Annotated in this window: 19 protein-coding genes; 8 read left to right on the top strand and 11 right to left on the bottom strand. The window is 62.9% G+C overall.

Translation table 11 applies throughout. The annotated features are described in order from the left end of the window. Positions 1 to 28 precede the first annotated feature (28 nt). The gene (locus tag ACQS5P_RS20565) at positions 29 to 637 is read left to right on the top strand and encodes a DUF4202 domain-containing protein (RefSeq protein WP_428938496.1); all 609 of its coding nucleotides are present in this window, start codon (positions 29 to 31) and stop codon (positions 635 to 637) included. Here the strand turns inward: ACQS5P_RS20565 and ACQS5P_RS20560 are convergent. The 3 genes from ACQS5P_RS20560 to ACQS5P_RS20550 form a co-directional block, all read right to left on the bottom strand. Beyond that, complete coding sequence (locus ACQS5P_RS20560) at positions 579 to 1,124, bottom strand: hypothetical protein (protein WP_428938495.1); 546 nt, start codon at positions 1,122 to 1,124, stop codon at positions 579 to 581. The genes ACQS5P_RS20565 and ACQS5P_RS20560 overlap by 59 nt on opposite strands. 69 nt (positions 1,125 to 1,193) lie before the next feature. Continuing rightward, complete coding sequence (locus ACQS5P_RS20555) at positions 1,194 to 3,455, bottom strand: nitrite/sulfite reductase (RefSeq protein WP_428938494.1); 2,262 nt, start codon at positions 3,453 to 3,455, stop codon at positions 1,194 to 1,196. 425 nt (positions 3,456 to 3,880) lie between these two features. Then, positions 3,881 to 4,339 (bottom strand): CoA-binding protein, encoded by a 459-nt coding sequence (locus tag ACQS5P_RS20550; RefSeq protein ID WP_428938493.1) that lies wholly within the window; start codon positions 4,337 to 4,339, stop codon positions 3,881 to 3,883. Positions 4,340 to 4,407: 68 nt separating this feature from the next. Between ACQS5P_RS20550 and ACQS5P_RS20545 the strand changes: the two genes are divergently transcribed. From ACQS5P_RS20545 to ACQS5P_RS20535, 3 genes are all read left to right on the top strand, one after another. Continuing rightward, a complete protein-coding gene (locus tag ACQS5P_RS20545) occupies positions 4,408 to 5,406 on the top strand; it encodes a DnaJ C-terminal domain-containing protein (RefSeq protein WP_428938492.1) in 999 nt (332 codons plus the stop codon). Positions 5,407 to 5,448: 42 nt separating this feature from the next. Continuing rightward, positions 5,449 to 5,790 (top strand): hypothetical protein, encoded by a 342-nt coding sequence (locus tag ACQS5P_RS20540; protein WP_428938491.1) that lies wholly within the window; start codon positions 5,449 to 5,451, stop codon positions 5,788 to 5,790. A 127-nt stretch (positions 5,791 to 5,917) separates the two neighbouring features. Further along, a complete protein-coding gene (locus ACQS5P_RS20535; protein ID WP_428938490.1) occupies positions 5,918 to 7,354 on the top strand; it encodes a sigma 54-interacting transcriptional regulator in 1,437 nt (478 codons plus the stop codon). Positions 7,355 to 7,417: 63 nt separating this feature from the next. Here the strand turns inward: ACQS5P_RS20535 and ACQS5P_RS20530 are convergent, their stop codons facing one another. The 3 genes from ACQS5P_RS20530 to ACQS5P_RS20520 form a co-directional block, all read right to left on the bottom strand. Next, positions 7,418 to 8,548 (bottom strand): rhomboid family intramembrane serine protease, encoded by a 1,131-nt coding sequence (locus ACQS5P_RS20530; protein WP_428938489.1) that lies wholly within the window; start codon positions 8,546 to 8,548, stop codon positions 7,418 to 7,420. 79 nt (positions 8,549 to 8,627) lie between these two features. Continuing rightward, positions 8,628 to 9,083: an ATP-binding protein gene (locus tag ACQS5P_RS20525; RefSeq protein ID WP_428938488.1), complete on the bottom strand. Its 456-nt coding sequence runs from the start codon at positions 9,081 to 9,083 to the stop codon at positions 8,628 to 8,630. Continuing rightward, the gene (locus tag ACQS5P_RS20520; protein ID WP_428938487.1) at positions 9,073 to 9,435 is read right to left on the bottom strand and encodes an STAS domain-containing protein; all 363 of its coding nucleotides are present in this window, start codon (positions 9,433 to 9,435) and stop codon (positions 9,073 to 9,075) included. The genes ACQS5P_RS20525 and ACQS5P_RS20520 overlap by 11 nt, the downstream gene beginning before the upstream one ends. A 163-nt stretch (positions 9,436 to 9,598) precedes the next feature. Between ACQS5P_RS20520 and ACQS5P_RS20515 the strand changes: the two genes are divergently transcribed. Both ACQS5P_RS20515 and ACQS5P_RS20510 read left to right on the top strand, forming a co-directional pair. Continuing rightward, complete coding sequence (locus ACQS5P_RS20515) at positions 9,599 to 10,423, top strand: MlaE family ABC transporter permease (RefSeq protein ID WP_428938486.1); 825 nt, start codon at positions 9,599 to 9,601, stop codon at positions 10,421 to 10,423. A 60-nt stretch (positions 10,424 to 10,483) separates the two neighbouring features. Beyond that, the gene (locus ACQS5P_RS20510; protein WP_428938485.1) at positions 10,484 to 11,284 is read left to right on the top strand and encodes an ABC transporter ATP-binding protein; all 801 of its coding nucleotides are present in this window, start codon (positions 10,484 to 10,486) and stop codon (positions 11,282 to 11,284) included. Here the strand turns inward: ACQS5P_RS20510 and ACQS5P_RS20505 are convergent. Beyond that, a complete protein-coding gene (locus tag ACQS5P_RS20505) occupies positions 11,271 to 12,440 on the bottom strand; it encodes a DUF1570 domain-containing protein (RefSeq protein ID WP_428938484.1) in 1,170 nt (389 codons plus the stop codon). The genes ACQS5P_RS20510 and ACQS5P_RS20505 overlap by 14 nt on opposite strands. Before the next feature lie 34 nt (positions 12,441 to 12,474). On the opposite strand from ACQS5P_RS20505, the gene ACQS5P_RS20500 reads away from it, so the two are divergent. After that, a complete protein-coding gene (locus ACQS5P_RS20500; protein ID WP_428938483.1) occupies positions 12,475 to 13,419 on the top strand; it encodes an MlaD family protein in 945 nt (314 codons plus the stop codon). Between the two features lie 131 nt (positions 13,420 to 13,550). Here the strand turns inward: ACQS5P_RS20500 and rplT are convergent, their stop codons facing one another. Next, a complete protein-coding gene (gene rplT / locus ACQS5P_RS20495; RefSeq protein WP_428938482.1) occupies positions 13,551 to 13,913 on the bottom strand; it encodes a 50S ribosomal protein L20 in 363 nt (120 codons plus the stop codon). 148 nt (positions 13,914 to 14,061) lie between these two features. Next, entirely contained in the window at positions 14,062 to 14,352 is a 291-nt protein-coding gene (rpmI, locus tag ACQS5P_RS20490) for a 50S ribosomal protein L35 (RefSeq protein WP_428938481.1), read from the bottom strand. A 270-nt stretch (positions 14,353 to 14,622) separates the two neighbouring features. Between rpmI and rarD the strand changes: the two genes are divergently transcribed. Then, on the top strand, positions 14,623 to 15,642 hold the full coding sequence (gene rarD / locus ACQS5P_RS20485) for an EamA family transporter RarD (protein ID WP_428938480.1): 1,020 nt from the start codon (positions 14,623 to 14,625) through the stop codon (positions 15,640 to 15,642). Here rarD and ACQS5P_RS20480 read toward each other — a convergent pair. Both ACQS5P_RS20480 and ACQS5P_RS20475 read right to left on the bottom strand, forming a co-directional pair. Next, complete coding sequence (locus ACQS5P_RS20480) at positions 15,622 to 16,212, bottom strand: FHA domain-containing protein (protein WP_428938479.1); 591 nt, start codon at positions 16,210 to 16,212, stop codon at positions 15,622 to 15,624. The two genes, rarD and ACQS5P_RS20480, sit on opposite strands and share 21 nt — an antisense overlap. 230 nt (positions 16,213 to 16,442) lie before the next feature. Beyond that, positions 16,443 to 17,534 carry a YihY/virulence factor BrkB family protein gene (locus ACQS5P_RS20475; RefSeq protein ID WP_428938478.1) on the bottom strand — a complete coding sequence of 364 codons (1,092 nt, stop codon included), beginning with the start codon at positions 17,532 to 17,534 and terminating at the stop codon, positions 16,443 to 16,445. Between the last annotated feature and the right edge of the window lie 152 nt (positions 17,535 to 17,686).

The raw sequence follows: 17,686 nt of genomic DNA, 5'->3' as shown, positions 1-17,686 counted from the left end.
GGAATTCCGGTGATACTGGTATAGGCAGATGAACAGCGATCCGGAACGATTCCGCCGTGCCATCGAGCGATTCGACGCCGCCAATGCGCAGGATCCGAATCAGAAGGAATTGCTCTACGCACAGCGGATGACCCATTGGCTTGATCGCCTGGATCCCAATGCCTCCGAAGCGCTTCGCCTGGCGGCACGATGCCAGCACATCTGCCGCTGGCAGATTCCCCGCTCAAGCTTCCCGATGGATCGCATCGGATACCTGAAGTGGCGCAAGACGCTGTATCAGTTCCACGCCGACAAGGCCGGCCAGATCCTGCGCGAGGTCGGCTACGACGATGCGACGATCGCGCGGGTGCAGTCGCTGCTGCGCAAGGAGAAGCTCAAGCTCGATCCGGAAATGCAGACGCTCGAAGACGTGATCTGCCTGGTCTTCCTCGAACACTACTTTGCCGAGTTCGTGCAGGAGCACGCGCACGACGAGCCCAAGATCCTCAACATCATTCGCAAGACCTGGGCGAAGATGTCTCCCCGCGGCCACGAGGCGGCGATGAGCATCAAGCTGCCGCAGAGCGCGATGAGGCTGATCAGCCAGGCGCTGTCGCAGCCGCCGCAGACGGAATCTGAATCGGCTGAGCCGGCCTGATCGTCACCGTAAACAATTCCAGCGGATCTTCATTGCGCGTCAACCGCGCGTCGGGAAACAGGCGCAGCAACTGCGGCTTGAGCAGCTCGAACGTCTCGGCGGTGTTGGGAGCATGGAGCCGATCGCACACGCGGAATTCGATCTCGTCGGCGCGGAATCTTACGTGCTCGCTGAGCAGCCGCGCGGCGGCAAGCGTGGCGTCAAACGCCGCCCGGATGCGATCCGCCAGCGATCCGGGCAAAGGGCGCTTCCGCTGGTAGGTCAGCCCGGGCCGGCCGTCACGAAGGTCGAACGAGTAGTTCGCCTCGTGCGCCACCAGCACGATCCCCGGACCGTTGTGCACGTGTGCGTAGTCGGCCACGTCGATCAGCAGGTGATCGGCGATCGCGTGGGTCTGAATCCAGGAATGGAACACCGGGACGAACTGCTCGATCGGCCCGGCGAACTCCTGGGCAAACAACTTGAAGCTGAGCTTGGATGATTCCATGTTGAATCGAGTTAGAGCCACAGATGCACAAGAGCACTATCTGTGTTTATCTGTGTTCATCTGTGGTTTTCACTTAATCGCCACAGGATTCAGCGAAGCCTGGAACTTCGCATGCGCCTTATGCGCCGCGTCGATGAAGAGGTTGGCCTCCTCGACGATCTTGTGCGCCGTGTCGGCGGTATATCGCGTGTCCGGGCCGTTCTCGTGTCGCAGGAACAGATACCTGGAGAACTGATCTCCATGATACGGGTCCCAGAAGATTTTCGTGTCAACGAACCGTGAACGGAATTCGTTGACGATCACGTTGGGATCGAACGGCACATCCAGCCACTGAAGCTGCACCAGCGTGTGCGCGGCGCGGAGCATCGCGGTATAGGCCTTTTCGTCGGCCTCGCGGTACTTGCCTTCGTCGAGCAGGAGCTGCGCCTCGAAGGCCTCGGCCTCGGCCTGCGAGAAGCCGAACTGCGCCAGGGAGACGACCTCGCCGGCGCATTCGCCGACGCCAAGATCGCCGATCGTGTACTGCCGCGGGTCGCCCCAGTCGCTGTAGAAGTCGGGGTTCTCGCTGTGCGGGGGCACGTGGGTGAACTGATCGACGATGCTCTTGAGCTCTTTCTTGCCGATGCGCTGGCACCATTGCTGGAAGGTCTCGTCTGCCTGCCGCTCGGATGCGTAGCGTTCGGTCAGCGTGCTGAGCAGGTCCGGAATGCGCTTGGATGGCACCGACCCCATCGCCAGCGCGTAGCTGCCAGCGTTCTGTCGCCACATCCCGCCGAGCATCACCTGGAAGTGCGGCACGGTGTACCCGCCGATGTTCCGGCTGTTGCCGTAGAAGCCGATGTCGGCGACGTGGTGCTGCCCGCAGGAGTTGAAGCAGCCGCTGATCTTGATGCGCAGGCCCTGGATCGCGCGATCCAGCGACGTGCTCCTGGCCGCCAGCCGACGCCTCAGCTCCCCGGCCAGCCCCCGTGAGGAGGCGATCCCCAGTTTGCACGTGTCGGTGCCGGGGCAGGCGGTGATGTCCACGATGGTCCCGGCGTATCCCTGGTCCAGGCCGATGGCCTTCAGCTCCTTGTACAGCTCGATGAGCTTGTCGTGCGGAACCCATCGCAGGACGATGTTCTGCTCGATGGTGGTGCGCGCGTTGCCCCCGGCGTAGCGCCGCGAGATGTCCGCCAGTGCCCGCATCTGCTGGCTCGTCAAATCGCCAAGCGGGCATGTCACGGTCACAACCACATATCCGGGCTGGCGCTGCTCGTAGACATTGGTCGCCGCCCAGGCGTCAAATCCTTCCGGGCGACGCGCGCCGTTGAGCTGTACGGCCTGCCAGGCGGGCTTTTCGGCGTAGCGCGGGATCTCGTCGAAGTATTTCCGCCAGGTCGGATCCTCCGGCATCGTGCGTCGCTCTTCGAGTACGATGCGCTTGAATTCCTCGATGCCGAGCTTCTGCACGAGAAACTTCAGCCGCGCGCGGTTGCGGTTCCGCTTCTCACCCATGCGAGCAAAAACGCGCCCAATCGCCCGCGCCAGCGGCAGAAGCTCCTCCTCGGGCACGAACTCGTCAAAAAGCTTGGCCTGATGCGGCACCGCGCCCAACCCCCCACCGACGAACAGCTTGAAGCCGCGCACTTCCCGGCCGTCGATCACCTTCTTGACCGCAATGCCGCCCAGATCGTGGATGCTCACCAGCGCGCAGGCCTCGTGCTCGCAGCCACTGAAGGCGATCTTGAACTTCCGCCCGAAGTCCTGCGTGTCGGGGTGGCCCAGCAGGTAGTACGCGACGGCTTTGGCGTAGGGCGTGACATCAAAGACCTCGGTCTTGCACACGCCGGCCAGCGGGCACGCCGTGACGTTGCGCACCGAGTTGCCGCACGCCTCACGCGTGGTGATCCCTACAGAAGCGAGGCGATAAAAGATCTCCGGCGTGTCCTCGATGTGCACGAAGTGAAGCTGGATATCCTGCCGCGTGGTGATGTGGCAGATGCCGTCGGAATACTCCTCGGCAAGCTCGGCCAGCACGAGCATCTGCTCGGGATTCAGCCCCCCGTAGGGAATCTTGATTCGCTGCATTCCCGGGGCATCCCAGCAGGTGTCTGGACCCTTGGTCAGTTCCGGGTACGGCAGCTTTTGCGTGGTGATGCCGTCGTGACGCTGGCCGTTGTCATAGCGTTGGCCATAGGCGCCGCGGCGCAGGCGGGTCTCGGCAAAGACCTTCTCATCGATCTTGCCGAGCTTGCGCAGCGAGAGCTGGGCTTCAAAAAGCTCGATTTCCTTGTTCAACTGCTCCGGGATGCGATCTTGGAGCTTTTGTTTCCAGGTGAGATTGGACATTGGGCAGACAACTCCATTGCGACTGCGGGCAGCGGGTACACGTGCCGCCGGACGGCAGTGACCGACGGCCGCCGAGCACCAGCCAGTCATTGACGCCCGCGATTATACCACTTCTCTATAGGAGTTGTCGAGATTGCGTCGTCAAAAAGCACAACGGCGACCGAGATGGATCGCGGGTGCCCACCTTCACCCGCGATCCAGCCCGGTCGCCGCAATGTTCCAGCATTAACCTCGGATAGCTCGTTACCCCCTGAGCAGTCCAATCTTGCGCCATGCGGGCACGAGACACGCCTCGGCCCAATCGCGCCAAATCAACCCGTCCTGAGCGGCAGGTTGCGGGCAGGCTCACGCCGCCTTGCCCACCACTTCTGTAGTGTCCTGGTACGATTTTCGTTGTATTGGGCGAAAGTTTTTTCAGGAATTCCTCAGCCAACCAGCCCCGAGAGGTGCTCGGTCATGATGCATCGGTCTTCGACGTAGTCGATCCCGGCATCGCAGGCCAACTGCCGAGCCTCGGCACTTCTGATGCCCAGTTGCAGCCAGACGGCCTTGATGCCCAGTCGGATCGCGCTGCGAACCACATCGGCGCAATGACGTGGCTGACGGAACACATTGACCAGATCGATCTGTCCGGGGACCTGCTCGAGTGAGGGGTAACACTTAAGCCCCAGCACCGACTGATGATTCGGGTTTACCGGAATGATCTGCTTGCGGGCGCGCTCCCTGAGGTAGCGGGCGACGCGATGGCTGGGCTTGTCAGGGTCGTCACTGAGCCCGACGATCGCGATACGCTGCGCCGCCAGCATCCGCCGGATCGTCGCCAGTTGCTCCACCGCGGCCTGCTGCTCGGGCTGGTCGGGGAATGGCATAACGTTGCCGCTCATGGTTGCTGCCTCCAGACGTTTCTCCCCGGCCACTGCTGATGCTACCATTGCCTGCCAGTAGACCCTCTATGGCCAAGCGTGACTACTACGAAATTCTGGGTGTGCCGCGCAATGCGACCGCGGAGGAGATCCGCAAGGCGCACCGCAAACTCGTGCGGCAGTATCACCCGGACGTGAACCGCAACAACCCGCAGGCGGCGGAGCGGTTCAAGGAGATCCAGGAAGCGTACGAAGTGCTTTCGGATGAAACCAAGCGCCGCAACTACGACCAGTACGGACATCCGGAAGGTCCGCGGTTTGAGGCAGGCGAGCCCTTTGGCCGCGGCGCGCGCCCCGGCCCAGGTGCCGGTGCCCGAACCTACACGTGGCGATCGGGTCCGGGCGGGGCGACGGTGGAGGATTTCGATTTCGACTTCGGCGACGGGGGATTCGGCAGCATTTTCGAGCAGTTGTTTGGGCGCGGCGGGCGCGTCGGACCTGGCCCGGGATTTGGATTCGGCGCCGGACCCCGCGCACGCGCCGCCGAGCCACTGCGCGGGGGCGATATCGAGTATCCTGTCACTCTTACCTTCGAGCAGGCGGCGCGCGGAACCACCCTGCCGCTGCAAATCAGCCGCGGCGGGCGCCTGGAGACCATTGAGGTGAAGATTCCCGCTGGCGTGAAGGACGGCAGCCGGGTGCGTATCAGGGGTAAGGGCGAGCAGGGTCCGGGCGGTGCGGGCGATCTGTACATCATCACGCAGGTGCAGCCCCACCCCTATTTCCGCCGCGAAGGTCTGGACGTCCTGCTGGAAGTGCCGATCAGCCTGTACGAGGCGTTGCTTGGCACAAGACTGACGGTTCCGACGCTGGACGGTCCGGTGACGCTGACCATCCCGCCGGGCACCAGCAGCCACACCAAGCTGCGCATCAAGGGCCGGGGTATTCGCCGCGGCTCCGAGCAGGGAGATCAATACGTGATCCCCAAAGTCGTCGTGCCCAGGGACCTGAGCGACGAGGATCGCAAGCTGATCGAGAAACTTCAGCAGCGACACCCGCTGAATCCGCGGGCGGACCTCAAGTGGTGAGTTTTGGGCACGGCAGCCTGGACAGGGCGTACACTTGTGACGGTGAACCAGCAACGGAACAGCCTGCGCGCGGGACGGGCGATTTGGACTGTCGTAGTCTTTCTGGCCGGCTTTGCCGCCCTGATCTCGCTGCTGTCCCGCTACTTTCTGATTCCCGCGTTGCTGGCGGCCCACGACGCCACCGCCAGCGAGAAACGCCAGCTTTCCGCCGTCGCCACGCTTCTGCTGGCTGTGGTGCTGTTCATTCTGGGCGTAGGCCTGATGCTGGTCTTCCGTGTTCGGCGATTCTTCTTCCCCCGTTCGACAGGATCGGAATCGCGGCAGCAGACGAGTTACGTTGACGCCTGGACCGAATCCGCCAAACGGTTCAAGAACCAGTCCTAAGGCTTGGCGCCAGTCTCAGAAAAGTGGTGGCCCGGTAGTGCTGATCTGCTGCGGAAGATCCCCCTGCCTATCATTCCAGGTCGTTGCAATTGTGTGACCTTCGTTTTGCCCGGGAGAAACTCTGGAAATGAACCATCCCCGTATTGCGACCGTTGGTCAACTCAAGGAAACCGGCTACCGCCCCTGCTCGGTCAAGGACGAGCTGCGACGGAATCTGATCCGCAAACTCAAGAACGGCGAGGAGCTGTTTCCAGGAATCATCGGATACCGCGACTCGGTCATTCCGCAGATCGTCAACGGCATCCTGTCAAAACACGATCTGCTGTTTCTGGGTCTGCGCGGGCAGGCCAAGACACGCATCATCCGCATGCTTCCAAGCCTGCTGGATGAGTGGATTCCGATTCTGGCGGACGTGGAGATCAACGACGACCCGATCGCGCCGCTGACCAAGACGGGCAGGCGGATCATCGCCGAACAGGGCGATGACGCGAAGATCGAATGGGTTCATCGCGAGGACCGTTATCACGAGAAGCTGGCCACGCCGGATGTCACGATCGCCGACCTGATCGGCGAGGTGGATCTGGTCAAGCACGCCGAGGGCCGGTACCTCTCGGATGAATCGACGATGCACTACGGGCTGATTCCCCGGAGCAACCGTGGGATTTTCGCGATCAACGAGTTGCCCGACCTTGCCCCGCGGATTCAGGTCGGGCTGTTCAACGTGCTGGAGGAGCGCGACATTCAGATCCGCGGGTATCCAATCCGGCTGAACCTGGACGTGTGCCTGGTCTTCAGCGCCAACCCCGAGGACTACACCAACCGTGGGCGAATCGTCACGCCGCTGAAGGACCGCATCGGCTCGGTGATCCGCACGCACTACCCCGAGACGATCGAGGAAGGCATCCGCGTAACGCAGGAGAACGCGTGGCTGAATCGCGACGGCGACGAGGCCTCCAGCAGCGGAGTGAAGGTCGAGGTGCCGCGGTTCATGAGCGAGATCATCGAGGAAGTGGTTCGGCTGGCGCGATCCAGCCCGCACGTGAGCCAGGCGTCGGGGGTTTCGGTGCGCACGAGTATCGCCAACGCCGAGACGCTGGTCAGCAACGCCGAGCGTCGCGGGATCGTGACCGGCGAAAAGCGCGTCGTGCCGCGAATCTGCGATCTGAATTTCCTGGTCGCCTCGTGTCGAGGGAAGATCGAGATGACGCTGGCCGACGAAGAAGGCGCCGAGGACAAGCTGATCCAGTCGTTGACTGGCGAGGCGGTCAAGAACGTGTTCGACCGGTATGCCGACATCAGCGACTTCGAGCACATCGCCGAGCAGTTCAGGGGGAATCTGACCTTCCCCGCCGGCGACGACCTGTCCGCCGACGAGTTCGTCGCCAACATGAAGGCAGTCAAGGGCCTGTCGCAGGCGGCGTACAAACTGGCCAAAGAGATGGAGCTGGACGCCGACGACAACGCGGTGCTCGCCAGCGCCGGCGAGTTCGTGCTCGAAGCGCTGTACGTGAACAACCGGCTGAGCAAGTACAACGCCAAGGGTCGGACGTTCTTCCGCAAGTGATCAGCTCCGCACCCGGACGCTGATGCTGTGGATCTCCTGCATCCAACGGCTACAGCACCGTCTTTACACCGCCGCGCCGATTCGCGACAGCTCGGCCTGCGCCAATTCGATCTGGCCGGGGTTGCTCAATCGCTGTAGCGAGGCGTTGAGATACTCGCGTGCCTTGTCCGGGCGGTTCAGGTAGCGAGCGTACAGCAGCCCGAGCATGAGCTGAATCTGCTCGACCTGTTCGTATTTGGGATAGAAGCGGAGAAACCCCTCGTAGGCATCGGCGGCGGCGGCGTGGGCGTCCTGGGCGAAAAGCTGGTTGGCCACGTCGAGCTGGTTCTGCCGCGACAGCACCTGCTGCGGATCGATCTCACGCAGCTCCAAAAACAGTCTGGCGGCCTCTTCGATCCGGTGATGCGCGATCGCCTCGCTGATCTGGGCGCGCAGCTCCTGGATGCGCGGCATTCGCGGATCGAGCGTGGCGCGGGCCTGTGGCGGGGCGATGCCGAAGGGGTCGTAGCCCTTGCGGACCATGTCGCGGTATTGTCGTCGGCGATTCCACTGCCGGTAGAGTGCGAACAGGTCGAACTGGTCGCGCGGCAGCAGGTGCGCCGCCAGCAGCGCGAAGCTGACTCCTGCACCAAACACGTACCCCGCCAGGTGAGCGGTGTGGGCCACGTTCCCGCCGCGGTCGCTGAATCCCATGACGAAATCAAAGATGAATCGCATGAGGATGAACACGAAGCTGGGGATCTCGGCCATGCCGATGAGGATGAAAAAGTAGAAGATGGTCACGTGCGAGCGTGGCAGCAGGACCAAATAGGCGCCGGTGACGGCCGAGACCGCGCCGCTGGCGCCGATGACCGGATTCGTGCTGGACAAGACATGCCCGATGCCCGCGAACACTCCGCCGGCCAGATAGAACGCCACGTATCCCCAATGCCCCATGCGGTCGTTGACGTTGTTCCCGAAGATGTAGAGGAACAGGACGTTGCCGGCCAGGTGAAGTCCGTCGGCATGGAGGAACTGGTAGGTGAAGTAGTGCAGCAGTTGCGGATCATCACCGCGCAGGGCCAGTGGCTGCGACTGCACATCGGGCCAGAGCCATCGCTGCACGAAGAAGACGACGATGTTTGCGGCAATGAGCGTCCAGTTGGCCCAGGGTGTGCCGCGTAGCGGGCTGTCGGTGCGGATCGGCAGGATCATGGAGGTTGCGGACCTGGGATTCTGAGTCTCGGCCGGGCAATTGTTGATCTGCAATCGCCCATCGGCAATCGCGGTTTCCTCATCGTTTGTTCAGCTTGATCATCTTGACCCGCCGGCCGTGTTTGGACCAGATCACCTTGTTCATGTAGGACTCGATCAGCAGAATGCCGCGCCCGCTGCATTTGCACAGGTTTTCTTCGGTGGTGGGATCGGGGACGGAGCGGCGATCGAATCCTGGCCCTTCGTCTTCGACCGTGATTTCAGCGCGGCGTGGGGTGATCCTGGCCTGGATGTGCACCTTCTTGGAGCGATCAAGCTTGTTGCCGTGCTTCATCGCATTCATCAGGGCTTCCTCCAGGGCCAGCTTGATGGCGAAGGTGTCATCCTCGTCGTAGCCGCAGCGTGCCACCTCCTGCATGATCCTTTCCTGCACCTGGCGTTTGGCGTCCAGGTCGGAGGCGATCGTGAACTTGAGCGGCTTGGCGACGTTCAATGCGCGGGTCTGGAGGTTGCAGGACGCTTTGCTACTGGTCAAAGCTCGCCAACGCCTCCTTGCGGTCCGGGAAGATCTTGAACAGTCGATTGAGCTTGGTGATGACGAACACCTCGTAGATCTGGGGCTTGATGTTCGCCAGCCGCAACTGTCCATTGCGCTGCTTGATGCGGTTATTGGCGTTGATGAGCATCCCCAGCGCCGCCGACGAAAGGTGATCGACGTTGCCGAAGTCCAGCAGGAGCTTGGGATTGCTCGCCTCATCGATCAGGGCGTTGAGCGTATTGCCGATCTCGGTGATGTTGGCTTCGTCCAGAATCCTGGTGCTGGTGAACTCCACAATCCGGATGTCCTTTTCCTGGAGAACCGACAGCGGTGGGCTTTGTTCGGCCATGGTAAGCAGTCCAGCTCTTGTGTAGCGGTACGCGAGGCAACAGTTCGCGGGCCGGGCTTCGGACGTTCCGGTCCCCGGCCAACGTGCGCCCGATGCGCCGCAGCGCAATTCAGACAGTACGGGCGTAGGAAAAGCCTGTCAAGAATGTATCATCTGCCTGGCCATGCCCCTGAGCCTGATCGAAACCATCGGACGAAACACCAACAACACGCTGGCGGCGTTCGGGGAGTTCTTCATCTTCTCCGCCCGCACGTTGCTCGCGGTGGGCGCGGGAATCGTGTCGTGGAAGAACCTGCGGCTGCTGTCGCCCCAGATGTATGAGGTGGGCGTGCGGTCGGTGCCGGTCGTGGCGGTCACCGGGGCGTTCATCGGCATGGTGCTGGCGGTTGAAACGCACACGCAGTTCCGCTCGATCGGACAGGAGGAACGGCTGGGCAGCATCATCAACCTCTCGGTGGTCAAGCAGATTGGCCCGGTGCTGGCGGCGGTGATGCTCGCCGGACGCGTCGGCGGCGCCCTCACCGCCGAACTGGGCACCATGAACGTCACCGAACAGCTCGACGCCATGCGCGTCATGGGCGCCGATCCGATCAGGATCCTGGTCATGCCACGATTCCTCGCCTGCGTCTTGCTCACCCCCGTGCTGACCATCTACAGTGACATCCTGGGCGTGATCGGCGGGTGGCTGATCAGCGTCAAAATGCTCCATGTGCCCGAAGGGCCTTACTGGCAATACTCGGCACAGGGTGTGGACAACTGGCAGGTGATGGAGGGGATCGTCAAGAGCATCTTCTTCGGCGGCGCCATCGGGCTGATAAGCTGCTACAAGGGCTTCACGTGCGGCGCTGGCGCCAGCGGCGTCGGACGCGCCTGCACCGAAAGCTTCGTCACCAGCTTCATCGCCATCATCATCCTCAACTTCTTTTTCGCCCAGATGGCCAAGGAAATGTACCTGGCGCTCTACGGGGTCAGGACCGTCTTTGGATGAGTCGACGCAAATGACGCAGTGCTCTGGTTGCTTTGCTCTCACAGATCTCATCCCGCACGCATGCCGATCATTGAACTGAAAAACATCCACAAGCGTTTCGGGCGGGTGATCGTGCTGCGGGGCGTCTGGCTGGCGGTCGAGCCGGGGCAGTCGCTGGTGATCATCGGAGGCTCAGGCAGCGGCAAGAGCGTTTTGCTCAAGCACATCGTCGGCCTGCTCAAGCCCGACCGCGGCGAGGTGTGGTTCAAGGGCCACCGCATCGACACCCTGCCGGAACGCAAGCTCATGGAAGTCCGCCGCCATTTCGGCTTCCTTTTTCAGATGGGCGCGCTGTTTGACTCGGCGACGGTGTTCGAGAACATCGCCTTTCCCCTCATCGAGCACACGCACAAGAGCCCGGAAGAAATCCGCAGGATCGTGGCACAGAAGCTGGCGATGGTCGGCCTGCCGGAAGACATCGGCAGGAAGCTTCCGGCCGAGCTTTCGGGCGGGCAACGCAAGCGGGTCGCGCTGGCGCGGGCGATCGCGCTGGATCCGGAAGTGATCCTGTACGACGAACCGACCACCGGACTGGACCCGATCCGTGCCGATGTCATCAACGAGCTGATCATCAAGCTTCAGCGCGAGCTGAAGGTCACCAGTATCGTCGTCACCCACGACATGAACAGCGCCTTCAAGGTAGCCGACCGGATCGTGATGCTTCACGAGGGCCAGATCATTTTCGACGGCACGCCACAACAGATTCAGAACACCGACAACGAGATCGTCCGCCGTTTCGTGCAGGGCGAGGCCAGCGAACAGGATCTGGCGGCGGTAAGGTCGGCGGGCAGCGGCGGCACGAGCGCCTCTACCGGGCCGTGACTGCGCCTACCCGACCGTTGTGGATCGTAAACTTCCCCGTGATCTTCGATCCGTTGCCCATCGTGCAGGTGATCTGCGGCGGATCCTGCCCGCCATTGGGGTACTTCAAGTCGAACCGGCAGCCGGCCTGGATCAGGTCGTCGCTGGTTTGAATCGCCTCGCTCAACAGTGATGGCGGCAGCCAGTCGGGATCACTCGCGTTTACCTGCCCGTTCTGCGCGGCTTGCATGAACTGCTGGAAGGACTCGAACCGTTGTCGCAGCAGGTGCGCCCGGGCAAGAAAACTCGTCAGCGTCGCCACGTTCGCCCGGGCGTATACATCCAGCGTCGGGTTATCCGGCAGGCTGTTCCAGTACCGCAGCCAGCGGACCTGGAACTGATCGATGTCTCCGAAGATCTCCTGCCAGGCATCCTGAGGCGCCTGGCCGGCACTGAGTCGCCCGACAAACGTCGCGAACGCCTGCTGGTACTTTCCCCCGTCGCCGTGTGCCAGGAACTGCACCATCGTCCATCCCTGGTCGTAATTGACGATCGCGAAGTCGGCGTTCCACTGCTCCTTGGACAGGCTCATCATCTGCTGGAGCGGGCGGAACCCGCCGTCGGCGATCGTGTCGCGCACGCGCTTCAGCCGCCATTGCGGAATCGCACCGGTGATGAACCCGTCGCCAGTGAACAGCGCCTCGCCAAAATACTCGGCCAGTCCCTCGTTGACCCACACTGGCAGGTTCGTGCCGATCGCGGCATGAGCGAACTGGTGGAAACCCTCGTGCTGGACGATGTGCCAGGTTCGCGGTCCCAGGTCGGCGGCCGTGGCCACCAGTTGCCGGCCGTTGAAGTATCCCGCCGTGCTGCGCGGCGCGCCCAGCGCCCAGAAATCTTCGGCATTGCGGTACAGGTAGAAAGGCAGCTTGCCCGGCACGCGGCCCGAAAAACCGCGAGTTCGCGCCGCGTACTCCTCGGCCATTCTGGTCATGCGGATGGCGGCCTCACGTGCGGCGGGCTCGTCCAGATCGGTGTGAATCGTGTAGTAGCGGGTGTCGTAAACGCGAAGCTTCGGCGCCGCCACGGCACCGCACGCCGCCAGCAGCAGCGCCATCGCCGCCGCTATGATCCCCGGCGGTGTCCCGACTGTTTGCAGTAGCTGTCCGTCTTGCATTCAGACTCCGCAAACCGACAATTCCCCGCATTCTATGTCCCCGTATCGCAGGAACGTACTGGTTGGAGCGGTGGTCCTGGGCGCGATGGTGATCCTGGGATGGATGCTGATCCAGTTCGGCGGGCGGATCGTCTCGCCGTTCGCGCCGGCAACCATTCCCGTGCGATTCGTCAGCGACCGCGCCGACGGGATCAGCAATGGCTCGCCCGTGGTCTACCGCGGCGTGACCGTCGGCCGGGTCGAACGAGTCACCCGCGACGTCGATCAGTTGCGAATCCTGATCGATGCCGCCCTGGACAAGCAGCCGCCGCTGCCAGGAAATGTCCGCGCCATCATTCGCTCGCAGGGGCTGGTCGGCGCAGGGGCACTGATTGTGCTCGAGCTGACCGACGCTCAGCCGGCCGGAACCCTCCAGCCGGGGCAAACCATTCCCACCGAGTGGGTCGGACTGGACCTGCTGCCTCCGGAGTTTGCCGAGCTGGCGACGGAACTGCGGTTGACGGCCAGGCAATTCCGCGAGTCCAACCTCGTGGCCCACGTGGACGAGCAGATCGCCAAGGTCGGCAGGCTGGTCGATTCCCTCCAGCAGATCGCCGACGACCAGCAGCTACGCGATGACCTCAAGACGTCGCTGGCAAGCCTGCGGCGCACGACCGAAAAGGCTGACCGAATCGCGACCAATCTCGAACGGTTCAGCACCGACGTCAACGAGCTGACCCGCGACACGTCCAGGGCGATCGTGGACATTTCCAGACAGACGAGCGATCGTCTCCAGCAGGCGTCGAAACTGCTGGATCAATTCCAGGCGATCGCGGAGAAGATCAACAAGGGGCAGGGAACCGCCGGCGCGATCGTGAACGACCCGCGGCTCTATGAGAGCCTGGTCCTGACCGCCCGCGAGCTCAACGCCACAATTCTGGACCTGCGCCGGCTGCTGGAGCAGTGGGAACAGGAGGGCGTGTCACTGAAGATGAAGTGATCGGTCAGATCAGAAGAGGCCAGGGCCGGCGCGACAGGGAAACACGAAACCAACACGAAGGTTGATTGCCTGCTCTTCGTGCGGTCATCGTCACGTCGTGCGCTGGTGGCTCTGCGCCGCTGCGATGCGCCTTACGCGGTTCGAATGTGCGGCCGGACCTGCTCGACGATCGCGTCAAACGTGGCCGGGTCGGATATGGCGATCTCGCTGAGCATCTTGCGGTTCAGCTCGATGCCCGCCGAGACCAAAGCAGGGATGAAACGGTTGTAGCTGATGCCCCGCTGCCGCAGCGCCGCGCCGAGCCGCGTGATCCAGAGCTGGCGGAAGAATCGCTTTTTCTGGTGGCGATGCTCGTAGGCATACACATCCGCCTTGCGCGTGAACTCCAGCGCCGAGCGGTAATTCTTTCCCGGCTGGCCAACAAAACCGCTGGCGCGCCTGAGGATCCGTTTTCGCTTGCGTGCGTGGCTGGGGCCGCCTTTGACACGGGGCATGGGCTTCGTCCTTTCACTCGTCGGTCCGCCGATCCGCGGCGTGGACCTTTCCTTGAGCCAGAGGCCAATCTCTCGCCAGCGGCGAGCAGGCATGGCTGCGCCCGACAACGCATCGGACGCTTGTTGCAGTTCAGATCATCAGCCGAGGCTATGCGGGCTGGGCTGCCGTCTCCTGCGCCGCCTTCTGTTGTTGCTTTGCTTTCAATTCACGCTCATGCCGGATCTTGCCGGGCTTGAGCGCGCTGACCAGCATCAGCTTGCGGAAGCGACGGGCATGTCCTTCATCCAGAATGCTGGCGCGACGCAGATGTCGTTTCTTCGCCGCCGAGCGACCCGAACGCAGGTGCGACGTCAGGGAATGATAGTGCTTCAGCTTCCCCGTGCCGGTAACCCGCAGCCGCTTGGCCGCTCCCTTGTTGGGTTTCAGCTTGTATCCCATCCGATTCCTCGGCAAAACAGCAATCCCCCTTCCAGGCGGGCCGGATATTAGCAGCATGCTCCCCGATCGTCAAAGTCGCCCGATCGCACTGACTGCAGGCACATCGTCCTGTATCACGGGCATCCTCGCCCGTGCCCCAGACCACCGCATGGGCGCGAGAAAAGTCGGCACGCCCAGTGTGGCACACCTGACAGATCCCCCGCCGCAGCCATGGCAAGGTCGCCGCCGCTGGCATCGGCAGGCACCCCGGGCATACCATTGCCCTCGATCATGGCCAGCCGTCGTTCCGGTGGTGCCCAGCTCACCACGATGAATCGAGTTCCGGACCTGCGCAACGTCGCGGCGGCAGCCGCTTCGGCGGCCCATGCCCCAGCCGCCGCCCGCGCCCACGCCGCGCCGCGAATCGGGCTGGCTTGCGGGCTGGGAGCCTACCTGCTGTGGGGCTTCATCGCCCTGTATTTCAAACTCGTTGCTCACGTGCCGCCGATTCATGTCCTGGCCCACCGCGTGGTCTGGTCTCTGGTCTTCGTGGTGGCGCTGACGGCCATCACCGGCGGATGGAACGAACTGCACTCGGCCATTCGCAACCGACGCACGCTGCTGTTTCTGGCCGGCTCCACCACGCTGCTCAGCATCAACTGGTTCACGTTCATTCTCGCCGTCGCCACCGATCGCGTGGTGCAGGCCAGCCTCGGCTATTTCATCAATCCTCTGGTGAACGTGCTGCTGGGAATGATCTTCCTGCGCGAGCGGCTGCGCCCGTGGCAGGTCGTCGGGCTTCTGCTGGCCAGCTCAGGGGTCGCGACCCTGGCGCTGTCCCGCGGATATCTGCCCTGGATCGCCCTGGCTTTGGCGGTGTCGTTCGGCTTTTACGGGCTGCTGCGAAAGCTTGCCCCGGTCGGCGCCATGCCCGGCCTGACCGTCGAGACGGCGATCCTCTTTGTGCCCGCGCTGGCGACCATCTTCCTTTACCAGCCCGCCAACGCCCCGGCGATCGATCCGAAGTCACTGGCTCTGCTCATGCTCGCGGGCGTCGTCACCGCCGTCCCGCTGCTGCTGTTCACCGCCGCGGCCCGCCGCCTGCGACTGGCCACCATGGGCTTCCTCCAATACCTGGCGCCGAGCTGTCAGTTCCTGCTGGCGATCTTCGCGTTTCACGAACCGTTCTCAGGCGCGGATTTGACCAGCTTCTGCCTGATCTGGACCGCCCTGTTGATCTATTCGTTGGACTCGTACATGAGCTGGCGCGAGGGCATGATCAGGCTGCCTTCAGCGCCCCCGGAACCGTGACAACAGCGCCGAGAGCCAGTGCGATTCATCCACGCTGCTGGGCGAGCGGCGCGCAGCTTCGGGCCAAAGCGCCTTCGGCATTGGCCGCGCCGGCGGACGCAAAAACGCCAGCGGCTTGTCCCCGCCGGATTGTGCCTTGTCGATGCGCGGCGCTGGCGGATCTACCCGTGCGACCGGCAGCGGTCGCGACCAGACAATCGTCGATGCCGACGGATCGCCCGTTAGAAACTTTTTGGCCGGCATCGTGGCAGCCTCGATCGGATCCTTCGGCCGGTATTCGATCAGATCCCCTTCCCGGAACACGATCCGCAGGTTTCCCGCCTCGAAGGTGTCCCCGTCGTTCAATTTGTGAGATTTGATCCTCTTATTCCTGTAGTAGGTGCCGTTGGTGCTGCCCAGATCGATCAAGACCCACTCATCGCCCTGCCGCTCGATGCGACAGTGCCGCCGTGATAGCTTCGGGTCATCCCTCCATAGATCGCACCCCATGGCTCGCCCGATCGTCACCGCCTGGTCGAGCTTCATGCGCTGCGGCGGCGACGTCGGCCCATACACCACCAGGTACGCCATAGCAACCGGTTCTTTACTTGCGGTTCACTACTTGCCTTGCCGCTCCCTTTTTCCGGCTGGCCACGGCCGGCCGCATGATTGGCCGGGCTGATCAACTATACATTACTCCTGATCTTACGGTCCTGGCAGCGCATCATTGGGGATCGGACGATAACCTTCGACTCTGCCCCGCTTGTCCATCCTGCCCCGGCCGGCTCATCGCCGCTGAGCATGGCCCACTGTTGCAAAGCTCATCCGCGGCGCTGTTGATTGCGCTGCGCTTCAGGGTCGGGCGGATCAACTGGTGGATCTGGCGATGCCGTCGCGACCGCGCCCGCAGGCTCATCCTCCGAACGCTTGGCAAGCAGCTCCCTGGCCAGCTCCTGTTGCTCCGGCTCGGCGGCCGTTTCCGTGACGGCCGTCGCCTGCGCTTCGGGTGTCTGGCCGCTGGGGATGCCCAGCACCGCGAAATCGATCTCGCTGTTGATCTCCGCCCCCACCAGCAGCACCAGCGCGTCGATGTAGAAAAACAGCAGCAGGATCGCCGCCCCGGCCACCGCTCCGTACGTCTTGGCGTAGCTCTCGGCGCCGCCGAGCTTGGTCAGGTAGATCCGAAACGCAACGCCCAGCATCAGCCACACCGCCACGCAGAACACTGCCCCCGGCGTGATCGCGTGAAACCGCTGCCTGAAGCTCGGCCCGAAGTGGTAGATCAATGCCAGCACTGCCAGCAGCAAAACCACCGCCATCGCGTAACGGACAATGTTGATCAGCAGCGTCAGCCAGCCGAAAATCTTGCCCTGACTGCTCAGCCACTTCAGCACCCCCGTGCCCAGCGGCAGTAGCACCATCACCAACAGGATCAGAGTTGCCACCACCAGCGTCAGGCCGATCGCCACCAGACGTTGCTTGATGTATGGCCGGGCCTTGGCCGGGTCGATGTCGTACGCCTTGTCCAGTGCCGACATGGTCATGGCCATGCCACCGCTGGCGGCCCAGATCGTCAGCACCAGCCCGAAGACGAACGCCCAGGTGATCGCCGTGGGGCGATCCAGAACCCCGTGTGCCTGTTCCTTGACCGCCTGCGCTGCCGGTCCGGTCAGGGTCTGATCCACGACGCGGTCCACATCCTCCTTGATGTTCGGCTTGAACCGATCGGGGATCAGCGGCACCAGGCTGAGCATCAGGACCAGAAACGGGAAGATGGCGAACATCCACGAATAGGCCAGTGCCGCTCCCCACGTGAACACCGCATCCTCGCCCAACTGGACCCAGACACGTTTGATGAACCTCAGCAGTCCAACCTGACGGATCACGACCGGTACGTCCCTGAGTCTGGCCATGGCGGCAGATTCTCGCCGAAGCAGCCACCGGGCGGCAACGGGCGATTGGTTACCTCGCTTGCGAGCTCTACGGCTTCATACTTGCGTCCTGCACGGGGGCGATAATCCGGCTCCTTGTGGCATCAGCGGGTTAAGTTGCCGCCGGTCCTGGC

The sequence above is a fragment of the Fontivita pretiosa genome (assembly GCF_050410795.1).
Taxonomy (GTDB): domain Bacteria; phylum Planctomycetota; class Phycisphaerae; order Tepidisphaerales; family Tepidisphaeraceae; genus Fontivita; species Fontivita pretiosa.
This window is presented reverse-complemented; position numbering and strand designations above follow the sequence as displayed.

What these genes read in the sequence shown, in the direction of transcription:
- ACQS5P_RS20510 (WP_428938485.1), top strand. Translation starts at nt 10,484, where the DNA reads ATGCCGATCATTGAACTGAAAAACATCCACAAGCGTTTCGGGCGGGTG.
- ACQS5P_RS20550 (WP_428938493.1), bottom strand. Translation starts at nt 4,339, where the DNA reads ATGAGCGGCAACGTTATGCCATTCCCCGACCAGCCCGAGCAGCAGGCC.
- ACQS5P_RS20535 (WP_428938490.1), top strand. Translation starts at nt 5,918, where the DNA reads ATGAACCATCCCCGTATTGCGACCGTTGGTCAACTCAAGGAAACCGGC.
- ACQS5P_RS20530 (WP_428938489.1), bottom strand. Translation starts at nt 8,548, where the DNA reads ATGATCCTGCCGATCCGCACCGACAGCCCGCTACGCGGCACACCCTGG.
- rpmI (WP_428938481.1), bottom strand. Translation starts at nt 14,352, where the DNA reads ATGGGATACAAGCTGAAACCCAACAAGGGAGCGGCCAAGCGGCTGCGG.
- ACQS5P_RS20515 (WP_428938486.1), top strand. Translation starts at nt 9,599, where the DNA reads ATGCCCCTGAGCCTGATCGAAACCATCGGACGAAACACCAACAACACG.
- ACQS5P_RS20545 (WP_428938492.1), top strand. Translation starts at nt 4,408, where the DNA reads ATGGCCAAGCGTGACTACTACGAAATTCTGGGTGTGCCGCGCAATGCG.
- rarD (WP_428938480.1), top strand. Translation starts at nt 14,623, where the DNA reads ATGGCCAGCCGTCGTTCCGGTGGTGCCCAGCTCACCACGATGAATCGA.
- ACQS5P_RS20520 (WP_428938487.1), bottom strand. Translation starts at nt 9,435, where the DNA reads ATGGCCGAACAAAGCCCACCGCTGTCGGTTCTCCAGGAAAAGGACATC.
- ACQS5P_RS20560 (WP_428938495.1), bottom strand. Translation starts at nt 1,124, where the DNA reads ATGGAATCATCCAAGCTCAGCTTCAAGTTGTTTGCCCAGGAGTTCGCC.
- ACQS5P_RS20475 (WP_428938478.1), bottom strand. Translation starts at nt 17,534, where the DNA reads ATGGCCAGACTCAGGGACGTACCGGTCGTGATCCGTCAGGTTGGACTG.
- ACQS5P_RS20505 (WP_428938484.1), bottom strand. Translation starts at nt 12,440, where the DNA reads ATGCAAGACGGACAGCTACTGCAAACAGTCGGGACACCGCCGGGGATC.
- ACQS5P_RS20500 (WP_428938483.1), top strand. Translation starts at nt 12,475, where the DNA reads ATGTCCCCGTATCGCAGGAACGTACTGGTTGGAGCGGTGGTCCTGGGC.
- ACQS5P_RS20555 (WP_428938494.1), bottom strand. Translation starts at nt 3,455, where the DNA reads ATGTCCAATCTCACCTGGAAACAAAAGCTCCAAGATCGCATCCCGGAG.
- ACQS5P_RS20565 (WP_428938496.1), top strand. Translation starts at nt 29, where the DNA reads ATGAACAGCGATCCGGAACGATTCCGCCGTGCCATCGAGCGATTCGAC.
- ACQS5P_RS20480 (WP_428938479.1), bottom strand. Translation starts at nt 16,212, where the DNA reads ATGGCGTACCTGGTGGTGTATGGGCCGACGTCGCCGCCGCAGCGCATG.
- rplT (WP_428938482.1), bottom strand. Translation starts at nt 13,913, where the DNA reads ATGCCCCGTGTCAAAGGCGGCCCCAGCCACGCACGCAAGCGAAAACGG.